The sequence below is a fragment of the Streptomyces sp. NPDC047525 genome (genome assembly GCF_040643025.1).
Classification (GTDB): domain Bacteria; phylum Actinomycetota; class Actinomycetes; order Streptomycetales; family Streptomycetaceae; genus Streptomyces; species Streptomyces durmitorensis.
Window position 1 is genome coordinate 69,267 of record NZ_JBEYTL010000010.1, and the last position, 14,685, is coordinate 83,951.

Genomic DNA, 14,685 nt, shown 5'->3' on the forward strand with positions numbered 1-14,685 from the left:
CCCGCCGCCCCTAGGGCTTGTCCGCCGAGAAGAGCCACGTCTCGAACAGGTCTGACAGATCCTTCCCCGACTTCTTCTCGCACAGCGCGATGAACTGCTCGGTGTCGGCGTTCCCGTGCCGGTGCTCGCGCGTCCAGGTCCGCAGGATGGCGAAGAAGGTACGGTCACCCACCTTCTTGCGCAGCTGGTGCAGCGTCATGGCGCCCCTGCCGTACACCGGTGAGTCGGAGACCCGCGTCGCGCTCGGCGGGTCGGCTGCCGGGAAGTCCCAGATGCCCTCGCTCTCCGGGTGCGAGCCGTCGTAGAAGGCGTCGAAGGTCTCCTGGGCGGTGCGGTGTCCGTGCTCCTCGTCCCACAGCCACTCGGCATAGGTGGCGAAGCCCTCGTTCAGCCACATGTCCTGCCAGGCCCGGGGCGTGACGGAGTTCCCGAACCACTGGTGGGCCAGTTCGTGGACGACCAGACGGGTGTCCGGTGCCTCCTGGAAGTACGGCTTGGTCTGCGTCTCCAGGGCGTAGCCGAGATCGGGGAGGTGGTCGACGACGGCGCCGGTCGAGGAGAAGGGGTAGGGGCCGAAGCGGTCGGCGGCCCAGTCGACGACCTCGGGCACCACGTCGTGGACGTCGACTGGCCCGTCCGCCTCGTCGGGGTCGACGGCCGTGTAGACGGGCAGGCCGTCGTCCGTCCTGCCCGTGGAGATGTCGAAGACGCCGGTGACGACGGTCGCGGCATGGCTCGCCATGGGCTCGGGGTTGCGCCAGCGGAAGGTGGTGCGCTTCCCCCGCTGCCGGGTCTCTCGCAGGGTTCCGTTGCTGACCGCGGTGTATTCGGACGGCACGGTGACGTCGATGTCGTACGTCGCTTTGTCGGACGGGTGGTGGTTGCCGGGGAACCAGGTCATGGATCCGGTGGGCTCGCCGAGCGCCGCCACGCCGTCGTCCGTCTCGATCCAGCCCTCGTCGCCGCCGTCGTCCGCCGTAATCATCTTGGGCGTCCCGCCGTACCGGACAGTGGTCTTGAAGGTCTCCCCCTTGCCGATGCGCTGGTCGGGAGTGAGCGTCAGCTTGTTCTTCTTCCGGCTGAAGCGGGCGCCGGTGCCGTCGATGTCGGCATGGCGCACGCGCAGGCCCGCGAAGTCCAGGGTGAAGCGGGGCAGGTCCTGGGTGGCCCGTGCGGTGATCACAGCGGTGCCCGTCAGGTGGTTGCCGTCCGGGGTGTAGTCGAGGGTCAGGGCGTAGTGCGTGACGTCGTAGCCGGTGTTGCCGAGCGCCGGGAACAGGTGGTCGTCGACGCGGTTCCCGCGTGCGTCGAGCATGACGAGGTCGCGCACGGTGCCGTCGCCGTCGTCGCCGTCCCACCAGGTGCGGAAGAGCTTGGCGAGCGTCTTGGCCTCGGCCGATTTCGCGGAGAGGTCGGTCTGCACCTCGACGTCGTAGGAATCCGAATCGGAGTTGGTGAGCTCGACCGTGTACACGGCCTGCGCGTGGCGTGCGGTGCGGGACTCGCCGGTGTCACGGGCCCAGGAGCGGAACTGCTCCAGGAGGCGATGGTGGGACTCCCGTACGGAGGTGTCCGCGTCGCCCTGGGGCTTGGCGTCGCACGCCGACAGGGCGAGGCAGACGGCTGCCGCGCACACGAGTGCGGCGGGGCGGTTCATGGTGTGGTCTCCATCCGGTCGTCCGCAGGGGAAGTCCGCAAGGGAAGTCCTCAGGGGAAGAGGGGCGGAGGCACCCGGAGGTTGCCGCCGCCCCTCACCCAGGAGGGCTCTACCTGCGGTTACGCGGGCGCCACGAGCTGGTTCTCCGAGCCGATGCCGGAGGCGTTGCCGTCGGCGTAGAGGGTCAGTTCGCCGTCCGACCAGCGCACGATGGTGTCGTCGGCCCAGGGGTTGTCGGTGAAGTCACCGCCGCTCACGAGCAGGGCGTGCTTCCACAGGCCGTTCGGGGCCTGCCACTTGTGCTCGCCCCAGGAGGAGCCGGTGCCGGTGAAGTCCTGGTACTGGGTCAGCTCACCGTCGGACCAGCGCACGACCAGGTCCCAGGTGTCGTCGCCCGAGTAGTCGCCCGCGGTGATCTGGGTGGCGTGCTTCCACGTACCGGCCTCCGACGTGCCCGGCGAGACGACCTTGATCTCCTTGCCGAGCTTCTTGTTGTCGCCGGTGTTCTGGTAGAGCGTGACTTCGCCGTCCGACCAGCGCACGACGAGGTCGTCCTGCCACTTGTTGCCGCCGAAGCGGCCCGAGGTGATCGCCTCGGCGTGCTTCCAGGTGCCGTTCGCGGCGGCCAGCTGGTACTCGCCGTGGAAGCCCTGCTCGTCGACCGACGGGTAGAGCGTCACCTCGCCGTCCGACCAGCGGACGATGAGGTCGGAGCCGTTGTCACCGGTGAAGTCGCCCGCGACGACCTGCTTGGCGTGGTCGCGCCACAGGGCGTTGGGGCCCTGGACCTTGAACTCCTTGTCGAAGTGGTTCTTGGCCTTGCCCGCGCCGCGGTAGATGCTCAGCTCGCCGTCCGACCACATGACGAACATGTCCATCCGGTCGTCGGAGACCGGCCCGTCGAGAGCGAAGTAGCCGTTGGCCATGGCATTGGCGTGCTTCCACGTGCCGGCGCCGGGCAGGACCGGATCGGCCATCGGCGGCGGGTTGATGCTCGCCGGCTGCTTGCCCGCCTTCGCGGCGTCGTAGATCCGCTTCACGTCGCCGTCGAAGTACGAGGAGTACGAGGTGTTGGCGCTGTGGCCGCCGGTCAGCCAGCCGCCGGTGACGCCGATCAGCTTGGCCGACTCGCCGCCCGCGGTGATGAAGGGGCCGCCGGAGGTGCCGCCGACGTAGCCGTCGCAGTGGATCTCGGTGAAGGTGCCGCCGCGCCAGAGCCTGCCGTCCTTGTCCTTCGCGTTGCCGCTGGTGTACTTCTTCGTCGGCGTGGTGCAGCTGAGCGGGTCCTGCTTCGGCTTGTAGTTGCCGCCTCCGTACAGGTACGGGTAGCCGATGGCGTGCGCGGTGTGGCTGAAGCCGGTGTTGAAGCCCATCGGGATGGCCCCGACGACGCTCTCGACCTCCTTGCCGTCACTGCGCGGCTCGGTGGCGAGGAACGCGACGTCGACGTCCGTGAAGTCTTCCTCGCTCTTCTTGGACCCGGTGTAGCCGGGGTCCTTGAAGATGTGGCCCTTCTTGATGGGGTACATGCCGTGCGGCATCGGGCTCTTCGCGCTGTGCTGCGGCACGAAGACCAGGTTCGACTTCTGGTCGTTGCTGTCGAAGCAGTGCGCCGCGGATGCGACCAGGTTCTTGCCCGGGGACGGGACGACGGTGCCGCCGCAGAAGCGGTAGTCGTAGCGGTCCGGGTAGTCGTTGCCCGCCTTCTGCGCCCAGTAGAAGGTGCCGACTTCCTTGATGCCCTTGAAGGTGTGCGAGGGCGAGCGCAGCATGCCGTCGCCCCCGCGCGGCGCGGCATCCTCCTCGTCCCCCTGGGAGTCCCCCCGGGAGTCCCTCTTGGCGTCCTCGGCCGCCGCGGCCTCGCGGACCTGCTGCTCCTCGACCGGCTTGGCCTCGGCCATGCGATCGGGCGTCCAGAACTTCTCCAGCTCGCGGGCCAGGGCCTGGTCAGGGTCCTGGGAGGGCGACTTCGAGGTCGGCTGCGAGGTCGGCGTCGGGCTCGGCTGCGGAGTGGACTTCGACGGAGTCGGGGTCGCCGACGGGGTCGAGGTCGGCGTTGGCATCGGTGTCGGTGTGGCTGCGCTCGGCGTAGGCGCCGGGTCCGGGGCGGACCAGGCCGGTCCCGCGGCGGCAAGGATCGCTGCCGCCGCGGCCATCGCAGTCAGGCTGCGTTTCATTCTCACTGTTGTGTTCCCCCACAAAAACGGACCCCGGTCACCCGGGGCCCGATTGGTACAGATCAATCGAGAAGGTACGTTACGCACACATCGAACGATGTGTCGATTGGGGCGGAACTTGCGACTTGCCCCGTAATTGTTGTATTGCACCAGCTGGTTGATCGGAGAAGGCAGTGGGGAAGGCGGGGCGATTCACTCGAACCGGGACGCGTGCGGGGGTGTTCGCGGCGGGGGCACTGCTCCTGACGGTGGGGTGCTCCGGGGGCGACGCGCAGGAACACCCGGACAACCCCAACCTGCTGCTCGGGTTCCGCACGTGGCTGAAGACGAATGACTCGGAGCGCGACGACGACCTGGCGGGCCACGCCCTGAACGTCAGCCTCGACTACCGGTCCGGCGACCGCGACGGGGTGGTCAAGATCCTCACCGACTACGGCCCCTGGGGCGAGGCAGAGGACCAAGTCGGCTCACTGGCAAAGGCGTTCACGGAATGGTGGGACGAGGACCCGTCGGCCGGGAGCGCGCACTTCCTCGGGCAGGGTGGAAAGACGGCGAAGAAGACCACGCTGTACGAGGGTGACGCCCCGTCGAACCTCCTCAAGGATTCCCGCTCCTGGACCGCCAAGAACTCCCCGAGCTGCGAACGCCTCACCCCGCACATCACCGCACTCACCATCGGATACGGGACGAAGGGATCCGGCGCGGTCACGGTCTCGACCGACTACGCCACGCACGAGGACAACAAGACCCAGAAGAACGTCGACGCCCTCAGCAAGGCATTCGCCGACTGGTGGGACGGCGACGAGGGCGCGAAGTCCGTCACGGTGACCAGCGAGGACCAAGGCAGCCACGCCGAGAGGGACTTGACCGCTACGTAAGGCGCTCGGCGTCAGCCTGAACGAACTCGCACCAGACGGCCTTCCCGGGATCGCGCTCCACGACCCCCCACTTGTCGGCCAGGGCGGCCACGAGCAGCAGCCCGCGCCCCGACTCGGCGTCACCTTCACCACTGATACCGAGCCGGGGCCATCCGTCGCCGCTGTCGTGCACTTCCACGCGGAGTACGTCACCCTCGCGGCGGAGGTGGAGCCGGAATCCGCGTCCGGGCGGGACGCCGTGCAGCAAGGCGTTGGTCGCCAACTCGCTTACGCAGAGCGTGATGTCGTCCGCGCGTTCGCGGATTCCCCAGCCAAGGAGCGCGGCGCGCGTGAAGGCGCGGGCGGCGGGTACGGACTGGCGTTCGCGCCGGTAGAAGCGCTCGCGGGGGTCCCGCCGGGACGGGAGTGGAGTTTCGTCATTCACGTGACGAGAGTCACACTCCGTGGTCATCATGAAGCAGTAGGTGAACCCGTACAGCCGGGCTGTACGGGTTCGCTGCGTGAACGTACGGCGCTTGATGGGGAGTTGGACCGTATGAACAGCCCAAAACGACGGTCACGGAGGAATGCCTCGGCGATGCGGATGGTGGGCGCGCTGCTCGCCGTCCACCGCGAGGCGGCCGGGTACACACAGAAGTCGCTGGCCGAGCGGTTCGTGGTCGGCGAGGAACACATTGCCTCTATCGAGCAGGGGCGGCGGCCCCTGAAGATGGACCTGGCGGTGCAGCTGGACGAACTCCTGGGCACCAACCGGACGTTGGAGACCGCGGTCGACAATATGCCGGAGGTGGATCTGGTTCCCCGGTGGGCCGAGGAGTACATGGACCTGGAGCGTGAGGCGCTCGCACTGTCCTGGTACGACAACCAGGTCCTGCCTGGGCTGCTCCAGACGCCGGACTACGCACGGGGCGTGTTCCAGAACGACGTTCCGGCACTCACCGAGGATGAGATCGAGCTACGTGTGGCAGCCCGAATGGAGCGCCAAGAGATCCTCCATCGCAAGGAGCCTCCGACGATCTGCTTCATCATCTCCGAGGTGACCCTGATGGACCGCCTCGGTGGTGACGATGTGTACGTCGAGCAGCTGCGCCGCCTGTGCGAGTTGGCCGCTCTTCCCGGCGTCACTCTCCAGGTCATGCCGGTCGGTCGCAGCTTCCACGCCGGGCTGTCCGGCCCGTTCATCTTGATCGAGACCCCGGATCACCAGCGTCTCGGCTACACCGAGGCCCAGCGAGGTAGCCAGTTGATCACCAACCCGGATGAGGTGTCCATCCTGGAGCGCAAATGTGCGATGCTGCGGACACAGGCTCTCAACCCCCACGAGACCAAGGGCCTGTTGGACCGATTGCTAGGAGAGCAATGAGCGGCAGCACCGCGCTTGAGTGGTTCAAGTCCAGCTACAGCAGTGAACAGGGCGGCGCCTGCCTCGAAGTCGCCTACGCCTGGCGGAAGTCGAGCCACAGCGGCAGCGAAGGCGGCGCCTGCCTAGAAATCGCCGCCCACCCCACCGCCGTACACATCCGCGACTCCAAGAACCCGGAAGACGGCCCCCACCTCACCGTGGCCCCGGAAGCCTGGACCGCCTTCCTGGCCCTTCCCGAATAACCAGGTGCACTCCGGCGGACGCGGCAGTTAGCCTCACCCCCGTGTCCGTGACCAAGTAACTCCAGGTGCCCCACCCGCCCCGCGGGTCCGGCACGGAAGCGTCCTGTCTTCCTCCGCCCCCGCCGCTCGACGGCCCGGGGCCGACCTGGAGTGCCCGTTCCGTGAACACCTTTCCCCGGCGCACGCTCACGCTTGCCCTGCTCTCCCTTCTCCAGTTCCTCATCGCCATCGACGTCACCGTCGTGAACGTCGCGCTCCCCGCCATCGGCGCGCGCTTCGACGCGGGCCCCGCCGCCCTCTCCTGGGTCGTCACCGGCTACACCCTCGTCGGCGGCGGCCTGTTGCTGCTCGGTGGGCGGCTGACCGATCTGCTCGGCAGGCGGCGGATGTTCCTGCTCGGCGCCGCGCTCTTCGCTCTCGCCTCGCTCGCCGCGGGACTCGCGCCGAACCTGGAGACGCTGGTCGCCGCCCGCTTCGCGCAGGGCGCGGGCGAGGCCCTCGCCTCACCCGCCGCGATGTCACTGATCGCGCTGCTCTACCCCGGACCCGAGGAGCGCGCCAAGGCGCTCGGCGTCTGGGGAGCCATCTCGGCGGGCGGTCTCGTCGTCGGCGTACTGCTCTCCGGCGTGATCGTCCAACTCCTCGACTGGCGCTGGATCTTCGGCATCAATGTGCCGCTCGCGGCGGCCGTCATCGCGATCACGCCCGCGCTGGTGCGGCCCGACGGGCCGCGTGCTGCGGGCCATCGGCTGGACCTGCCGGGTGCCGCGCTCCTGACGGCCGGTCCCCTCACCCTCGTCCACGGCATCCTGCGCGGATCAGTGGCGACGATGCTCGCCGGAGCGGTGCTCCTCGGCGCGTTCGTGCTCGTCGAGGCGCGTACGAAGAGTCCGCTCGTGCCGCTCTCGTTCTTCGCGCACCGCACCCGCGCGGTCGCGAACGCGGCGACGGTCCCGCTCAGCGCGGGCCTCTCCACGAGCTTCTTCCTGCTCACCCTCTACATGCAGGATGTCGTCGAACTCTCGCCCCTCCAGGCCGGGTTGGCGTATCTGCCGTTCTGCGCCGCGCTCCTGGCAGCGATCTTCCTGACGTCCCGGTTGATCGGGGCGTTCGGCACGAAGCGCACCGCGCTGCTCGGTCTCGTCGTCACGGCGGCGGGGCTCGGCTGGCTGGCCCGGCTGCCCGACCGGGGCGGGCTGTGGGTGGACGTGCTGCCCGGCATGATCGGCGTCGCCGCCGGGATGGGCGTCGGGCTGCTCGCCCTCCAGAACGCCGCGCTCTCGGACGTCACCGAGGACGACGCGGGCACGGCTTCCGGTGTGCAGCGCTCCGTGGACCAGCTCGGCGGCTCGCTCGGTCTCGCGGTGCTCGTGGGAGCCGTGGTCGGCGGCGGCAGCGCTCAAGCGGCCGACTACCGGGCGGCGTTCGGGTGGGCGGCGGTCGGCGTGCTCGTCGCGGCGGCGGGCGTGGCGCTCACCGCCCGCAGCCGCCCTCGCCGGGGCCCTGCCTGACCGCTCATCCGGTCCCGCATCCGGTCCCGCCCAGCGCGAGCCGCAGGGCGTCCCGCGTCGCCGCCCCCTCCGCGAAGGCCGCCGCGAAGGCCCGCTCGCCGAGGGCGCGGCGCACGAGGCGCTCGGTCTCGGCATGGGCCTCGTGGAGCGGCCGCAGGCCCGTCAGTGCGACGCCCGTCGTCCGCAGGAGCCGGCACGCCGCTCCTATCAGCCGGGCGGCGCGGCCATGGTCTCCGGTGGCGGCGACGGCCCAGGCCATGGCTTCCATGCCCCACACGGTCCCCCAGCGGTCACCGATGGCCCGCTGGCGGCGCAGGGAGTCACGGAACAGGGCCACCGCCCGGTGCGGGTCGCCGTGCCGGAGCTCCGCGAGCCCCATGCCCCACAGCCCCCAGGAGTGCGCCCAGCCCGCGCCGTGGGTGTCGGCCTCGGTCACGTACTCACGCCCGGCCTCCAGCGCGAGCTCCCGCTCGCCGAGGAAAGCCGCCGCCATGGCCCAGAGCATGGTCGCCATGTGGGCGTCGCCCACCTGGCCGCCCGCCCGGAAGCACTCCCTGGCCCGGCGCAGGAGCGCGATGGACCGTGCGTCCGCGTGGACGAGGAAGGCGAAGGCGCCCTCCATGTACGTGAGCACCGCCAGCGCTTCGCCGTCCCCGCTGTCCTGGCCGAGCCGCACGGCATCGGCAAGGAAGCGTTCGGCGGCGGACTGGTCCCCCTGGCACAGCGCGATCCAGGCGGCCAGCGCCAGACAGCCGACGCGCAGCGGGGCGGGCGCCGTCGGGGCGAGGTCGAGGGCGCGGGTCAGCCAGTGGCGGCCTTCCCCGAGCGAGCTGCTGAAGAACCAGTACCGGGTGCGGGTGAGGTTCGCGGCGATGCCGAGGCCGACCGTGGCATCGCCCTCCCCCGTGACACAGAAGTCCAGGGCCGCCCGCAGGTTCGGCGACTCCAGGCGCAGGCGGGACAGCCAGGCGACCTCGTCGGGACCGCACCACCGCTCCGCCGCCCGCGCGGTCATCTCCGCGTAGTACGCGCAGTGGCGCCGCCGCAGCGGGACGTCCCCGCCGAGCTCCTGGAGCCTGCACTGCCCGTACTGGCGCAGGGTCTCCAGCATTCTGTACCGGGCCCGGGGGCCGGTCGTGTCGACGGTGAGCACCGACTTGTGCGCCAGGGCGGCGAGGACGTCCACGATGTCCTCGCGGGTGGTGTCCTCGCCCGGACACACCGCCTCGGCCGCCGCGAGGTCGAAGCCGCCGGAGAACACCGACACCCCTGCCCACAGCCTCTTCTCGCGTTCGTCGCACAGGTCGTGGCTCCAGTCGACGACGCCGCGCAGGGTGCGCTGGTGCCGGGGTCCTGTGGGCTTCCCGGTGTCGGAGAGGAGCCGGAACCGGTCGTCGAGGCGCTCCAGGATCTCCTCGGCCGAGAGCGCGCCAAGACGCACGGCGGCCAGCTCGATCGCCAGCGGAATGCCGTCCAGGCGGCGGCACAGGCGGCCCACGGCTTCTTCGTTGCGTCCCGTGATCCGGAAGTGCGGGGCGCAGGCCTCGGCACGGTCGGCGAGAAGCCGCACGGCTTCACAGCGCCCAGGCTCCGGTGGTGCGCCCCGGTCCTGGGGGACGACCAGCGGCGGCACGGGCAGCAGATACTCGCCGGGGACGCGCAGCCCCTGGCGGCTGGTGGCCAGCACGCGCAGGCCTGGGGCCGCCGCCAGGAGCGTACTCAGGAGCTGGCCGGCCGCCTCGGCGACGTGCTCGCAGTTGTCGAGCACAAGGAGCAACTGCCGTTCCCTCAGGTGCTCGACGAGCACCTCCGTGCCGGGGCGCAGTGACTGGTCGGGGATGCCGAGCGCCTCGGCGACCGCGCGGTCCAGGAGCTGCGGCTCGGTCAGCGGCGCGAGGTCGGCGAGCCATGCCCCGTGCGGGAAGGCCCAGGAGGCCTCGGCCGCCGCGCGCAGCGCGAGGCGCGTCTTGCCGACTCCGCCGGGCCCGGTGAGCGTGACGAGGCGGGCGTTCTCCAGGAGCTTCCGCGTCCTGCGGAGCATGCTCTCCCGGCCGATGAACGTCGTCGTCTCGGCGGGCAGGTTCCCCTCGGTCCGCGGGCCCTCCGGCGACGTGGGTGTGGTCAGGGAGGGGTCCGCGGTGAGCACCCGCTGATGCAGTTGCCACAGCTCCGGGCCCGGGTTGACGCCCAACTCCTCCCTCAGGAGCCCGCTGACGGTCCGATAGCAGTCCAGGGCCTCGCCCTGTCGGCCCGAGCGGTAGAGGGCCAGCATGCGCTGCGCCCAGAAGCGCTCCTGCAGCGGGTGGGCGTCGGTGAGTTCGCGCAGGCGCGGCAGTACGTCCGTGTGGCGCCCGAGCCGGAAGTCGGCGTCGGTGCGCAACTCCAGGGCGCCTAGGCGGCGTTCGTTCAGCGCGGGGGCGACGTCGAGGCGCAGCCGCTCCGACGGAACGTCCGAGAACGGCTCTCCGCGCCACAGCGCAAGCGCCTCGCCGAGGAGCGCCGAAGCCCTCTCCGCCGCCTGCGCCGCCGCGGCGGACCGGGCGCGGGTGACCAGGGCATCGAACCGGTGCAGGTCCAGGGCGCCTTCGGGCACGTCGACGAGATAGCCGTCCGCGCAGGTGCGGATCGGTCCGCCGGACGGACCGCTGAGGGTGCGGCGCAGCCGGAGCACGTAATTCTGCAGGGCGTTGCGGGCGCCGTCCGGCGGTTCGTCCTCCCACAGTCTGGCGATCAGGGTGTCGGTGGGAACGACCTTGTTGGCGTCCACCAGGAGTGACGCCAGAAGGGCCCGCTGCTTGGCCGCCCGCATCTCCACGGGCCTGCCGCCGGACAGCACTTCAAGCGGCCCCAGAAGCCTGTACTCGAACTCCGTGATCCTCACCCCCGTAACCCAGAGTCATCATTCCAGCACGAGGGGTGAGTGTCGAGTGACCATCGAGTGACCGGCACGAGAGGGCTCCTCGCAAACATCGCAGCAGTGGAAGAAGCGGCGCACGTCCGGTGCACCGCCACGGAAATCCCGAAGGAGACCCACCCATGAACAGCAACAAGCCTCGACGCCTCACCGGGCTCGCCCTCAAGCTCGCGGCGGTGGCGGCCGCCGTACTGCCGGTGTTCGCCGTCGCGCCGGGCGCGGCGGCGGCACAGCAGGAACCGGCCGCGGCGGCCAATGTCCTCAGCTGCACCACGGACACCGACGGTTACTGGGGTCACGCGCACTGCACCAACAACACCGGTGTCGTGACGGCCTTCCGTGTCACGGTGGTCTGCGGGGAATGGCCGGACACCGCCGGAGACTGGAAGACGCTGAACCCGGGCGCGTCCGACGTGTCGAGTGCCCGCTGCATCGCCGGCACGGGTGTCGGCAGTGTCGGCTGGGAAGAAGGGTGACAGCGCGAGGTCGCCGTGGCTAAGATCGACGGCGACATCGCGTGTCGGTCACCGGCTGGGTGAGGCATGGAGGTGTCAGGAGATGCCTTCTGGAGGCATTCCTTGTCGGTCGAACTGAACCACACGATCATCCACGCCCGGGACAACCGGGAGTCCGCCGAGTTCTTCTCGGATCTTCTGGGGCTCGAAATCGCCTCGGAGTGGGGCCCGTTCATCGCGGTGCAACTGAGCAACTCCGTCACCCTGGACTTCGCCACCATCCCCGCGGACAAGATCACCCCGCAGCACTACGCCTTCCTCGTCTCCGAGGAGGAGTTCGAAGCGGCGTACGCGAAGATCTCGGAACGCGGCATCGAACACTGGGCGGACCCGCAGCAGAAGCAGCCGGGTGAGATCAACACCAACGACGGCGGACGCGGGGTCTACTTCCTGGACCCGTCGAAGCACGCCATGGAACTGATCACGGTCCCGTACGGCGGCTAGAGGCGCCCCTTTAAGGGGCGCGGGGAACTGCGCGACAAGCCCCCACCGGGCCGCAGACAAAAAGCACGAGGGCCGCACCCCCGCCAAAACGGGGGTGCGGCCCTCAACTACTGCGTACGCAAAGCCTACTTACGGATCAGGCTGCGCAGCACGTACTGCATGATGCCGCCGTTGCGGTAGTAGTCCGCCTCACCGGGGGTGTCGATGCGGACGACCGCGTCGAACTCCACACCGGTGTCGGTGGTGACCTTCACGGTCCGCGGCGTAGAGCCATCGTTCAGCTCGGTCACGCCGGTGAAGGAGAAGGTCTCCTCGCCGGTCAGGCCGAGGGAGTCGGCGGACTGGCCCTCGGGGAACTGGAGCGGCAGGACGCCCATGCCGATGAGGTTCGAGCGGTGGATGCGCTCGTACGACTCGGTGATGACGGCCTTGACGCCGAGCAGCGCGGTGCCCTTGGCGGCCCAGTCGCGGGACGAGCCGGAGCCGTACTCCTTGCCGCCCAGGATGACGAGCGGGGTGCCCTGCTCGATGTAGTTGCGCGAGGCGTCGTAGATGAACGACACCGGTCCGTCAGCCTGGGTGAAGTCGCGCGTGAAGCCGCCCTCGGTGCCCGGCGCGAGCTGGTTGCGCAGGCGGATGTTGGCGAACGTGCCGCGGATCATGACCTCGTGGTTGCCACGGCGCGAGCCGTAGGAGTTGAAGTCGCGACGCTCGACGCCGTGCTCCGTGAGGTACTTGCCGGCCGGGGTGTCGGCCTTGATCGCACCGGCCGGGGAGATGTGGTCGGTGGTGACCGAGTCGCCCAGCTTGGCCAGGACGCGGGCGCCCGTGATGTCGGAGACCGGGGTGGTCTCCATCGTCATGCCCTCGAAGTAAGGGGGCTTACGGACGTAGGTCGACTGCGGGTCCCACTCGAAGGTGTTGCCGGTCGGGATCGAGAGCGCCTGCCACTGGGCGTCGCCCGCGAAGACGTCCTGGTAGGACTTGTTGAACATGTCCTCGCCGATGGAGTTGGCGACGACGTCGTTCACCTCGGCCTCGGTCGGCCAGATGTCCGCGAGGAAGACGGGCTTGCCTTCCTGGTCGACACCGAGCGCGTCCTTGGTGATGTCCACCTTCATCGAACCCGCGAGGGCGTACGCGACGACCAGCGGCGGGGACGCCAGGTAGTTCATCTTGACGTCGGGGTTGATGCGGCCCTCGAAGTTCCGGTTGCCGGAGAGGACCGAGGTCACGGCCAGGTCGTGCTCGTTGACCGCCTTGGAGACCTCCTCGGGCAGCGGGCCCGAGTTGCCGATGCAGGTGGTGCAGCCGTAGCCGACGAGGTTGAAGCCGACCTTGTCGAGGTAGGGGGTGAGCCCCGCCTTGTCGAAGTAGTCGGTGACGACCTTGGAACCCGGGGCGAGGGTGGTCTTGACCCACGGCTTGCGGGTCAGGCCCTTCTCCACGGCCTTCTTCGCGACGAGCGCGGCGGCGACCATCACGTACGGGTTCGAGGTGTTGGTGCAGGAGGTGATCGCGGCGACGGTGACGGCGCCGTGGTCGATCTCGTACGTCGAGCCGTCGGGGGCCGTGACGGTGGTCGGACGCGAGGGAACGCCGTTCGAGGAGGCCGGGGCGTCGGAGGCCGGGAAGGACTCCTTGCCCGCCTCGTCGTCGTCCTCGACGTAGTTGCGCACGTCGAGCGCGAACTGCTGCGAGGCGTTGGCGAGGACGATGCGGTCCTGCGGGCGCTTGGGACCGGCGATGGAGGGGACGACCGTGGAGAGGTCGAGCTCCAGCTTCTCGGAGAAGTCGGGCTCGGCGGCCGGGTCGAGCCAGAGGCCCTGCTCCTTGGCGTACGCCTCGACGAGCGCGACCTGCTGCGCGTCACGGCCGGTCAGACGGAGGTACTTCAGCGTCTCGTCGTCGATCGGGAAGATCGCGGCGGTGGAGCCGAACTCCGGCGACATGTTGCCGATGGTGGCGCGGTTGGCGAGGCTCGTGGCCGCCACACCCTCGCCGTAGAACTCGACGAACTTGCCGACGACGCCGTGCTTGCGCAGCATCTCGGTGATCGTGAGGACGAGGTCCGTCGCGGTGGTGCCGGCGGGCAGCTCACCGGTCAGCTTGAAGCCGACGACGCGCGGGATGAGCATGGAGACCGGCTGGCCGAGCATCGCGGCCTCGGCCTCGATGCCGCCGACGCCCCAGCCGAGCACACCGAGGCCGTTGACCATCGTGGTGTGCGAGTCGGTGCCGACCAGGGTGTCGGGGTAGGCCTGACCGTTACGGGTCATGACCGTACGGGCCAGCTTCTCGATGTTCACCTGGTGGACGATGCCGGTGCCCGGGGGGACGACCTTGAAGTCGTCGAAGGCGGTCTGGCCCCAGCGCAGGAACTGGTAGCGCTCCTTGTTGCGGCCGTACTCCAGCTCCACGTTCTGGCCGAAGGCGTCCGCCGTGCCGAACTTGTCGGCGATGACGGAGTGGTCGATGACCAGCTCGGCCGGGGAGAGCGGGTTGACCTTGTCCGCGTCGCCGCCGAGCTCCTTGACGGCCTCACGCATGGTGGCGAGGTCGACGACACAGGGCACGCCGGTGAAGTCCTGCATGATCACGCGGGCCGGCGTGAACTGGATCTCCTGCGAGGGCTGGGCCTGGGAGTCCCAGCCACCGATCGCACGGATGTGGTCGGCGGTGATGTTCGCGCCGTCCTCGGTGCGGAGCAGGTTCTCCAGCAGCACCTTCAAGCTGTAAGGGAGGCGCGCGGAGCCCTCGACCTTGTCCAGCTTGAAGATCTCGTACGACTCGTCGCCCACGCGCAGCGTGCTGCGGGCGTCGAAGCTGTTCGCCGACACGACAGTCTCCTTCATATATGTGCGCGTTTCCGTCACATCCTGCCGCCACGACTCCTCGTCGATCCGCTAAGGTAAGGCTTAGTTAGGTAACCCTTACCGGGTGGCGGCTACTGGTGCGCCTCGGCAGATATCTCGATGTCGAGA

General features: G+C 69.5%; 11 protein-coding genes. 6 read left to right on the top strand and 5 right to left on the bottom strand.

The features are described from left to right. Window positions 1-10 precede the first annotated feature (10 nt). Together ABZ833_RS28370 and ABZ833_RS28375 are read right to left on the bottom strand one after the other, a co-directional pair. Window positions 11-1,657, bottom strand: coding sequence for a M1 family metallopeptidase (locus tag ABZ833_RS28370; protein ID WP_361051983.1), 1,647 nt, complete (start codon window positions 1,655-1,657; stop codon window positions 11-13). Between the two features lie 119 nt (window positions 1,658-1,776). Continuing rightward, window positions 1,777-3,720 (bottom strand): trypsin-like serine protease, encoded by a 1,944-nt coding sequence (locus tag ABZ833_RS28375; RefSeq protein ID WP_361051986.1) that lies wholly within the window; start codon window positions 3,718-3,720, stop codon window positions 1,777-1,779. A 332-nt stretch (window positions 3,721-4,052) separates the two neighbouring features. On the opposite strand from ABZ833_RS28375, the gene ABZ833_RS28380 reads away from it, so the two are divergent. Continuing rightward, window positions 4,053-4,712: a hypothetical protein gene (locus ABZ833_RS28380; protein WP_361051989.1), complete on the top strand. Its 660-nt coding sequence runs from the start codon at window positions 4,053-4,055 to the stop codon at window positions 4,710-4,712. Here ABZ833_RS28380 and ABZ833_RS28385 read toward each other — a convergent pair. After that, on the bottom strand, window positions 4,705-5,136 hold the full coding sequence (locus ABZ833_RS28385) for an ATP-binding protein (protein WP_361051992.1): 432 nt from the start codon (window positions 5,134-5,136) through the stop codon (window positions 4,705-4,707). The genes ABZ833_RS28380 and ABZ833_RS28385 overlap by 8 nt on opposite strands. 153 nt (window positions 5,137-5,289) lie before the next feature. Here ABZ833_RS28385 and ABZ833_RS28390 point away from each other — a divergent pair, with 153 nt between their 5' ends. The 3 genes from ABZ833_RS28390 to ABZ833_RS28400 all read left to right on the top strand — a co-directional run bounded on the left by ABZ833_RS28390 (window position 5,290) and on the right by ABZ833_RS28400 (window position 7,828). After that, on the top strand, window positions 5,290-6,075 hold the full coding sequence (locus ABZ833_RS28390; protein WP_361051995.1) for a helix-turn-helix transcriptional regulator: 786 nt from the start codon (window positions 5,290-5,292) through the stop codon (window positions 6,073-6,075). After that, entirely contained in the window at window positions 6,072-6,317 is a 246-nt protein-coding gene (locus ABZ833_RS28395) for a DUF397 domain-containing protein (protein WP_361051998.1), read from the top strand. Before ABZ833_RS28390 ends, ABZ833_RS28395 begins: the two co-directional genes overlap by 4 nt. A 161-nt stretch (window positions 6,318-6,478) precedes the next feature. Continuing rightward, window positions 6,479-7,828: an MFS transporter gene (locus ABZ833_RS28400; RefSeq protein WP_361052001.1), complete on the top strand. Its 1,350-nt coding sequence runs from the start codon at window positions 6,479-6,481 to the stop codon at window positions 7,826-7,828. A gap of 4 nt (window positions 7,829-7,832) precedes the next feature. On the opposite strand, the gene ABZ833_RS28405 is transcribed toward ABZ833_RS28400, so the two are convergent. Continuing rightward, window positions 7,833-10,709 carry a BTAD domain-containing putative transcriptional regulator gene (locus ABZ833_RS28405; RefSeq protein ID WP_361052004.1) on the bottom strand — a complete coding sequence of 959 codons (2,877 nt, stop codon included), beginning with the start codon at window positions 10,707-10,709 and terminating at the stop codon, window positions 7,833-7,835. Window positions 10,710-10,864: 155 nt separating this feature from the next. On the opposite strand from ABZ833_RS28405, the gene ABZ833_RS28410 reads away from it, so the two are divergent. Beyond that, complete coding sequence (locus ABZ833_RS28410; protein WP_361052007.1) at window positions 10,865-11,218, top strand: hypothetical protein; 354 nt, start codon at window positions 10,865-10,867, stop codon at window positions 11,216-11,218. A gap of 102 nt (window positions 11,219-11,320) precedes the next feature. Continuing rightward, window positions 11,321-11,701 (top strand): VOC family protein, encoded by a 381-nt coding sequence (locus ABZ833_RS28415; RefSeq protein WP_361052010.1) that lies wholly within the window; start codon window positions 11,321-11,323, stop codon window positions 11,699-11,701. A gap of 125 nt (window positions 11,702-11,826) precedes the next feature. On the opposite strand, the gene acnA is transcribed toward ABZ833_RS28415, so the two are convergent. Further along, the gene (gene acnA / locus ABZ833_RS28420) at window positions 11,827-14,541 is read right to left on the bottom strand and encodes an aconitate hydratase AcnA (protein ID WP_361052013.1); all 2,715 of its coding nucleotides are present in this window, start codon (window positions 14,539-14,541) and stop codon (window positions 11,827-11,829) included. Window positions 14,542-14,685 lie beyond the last annotated feature (144 nt).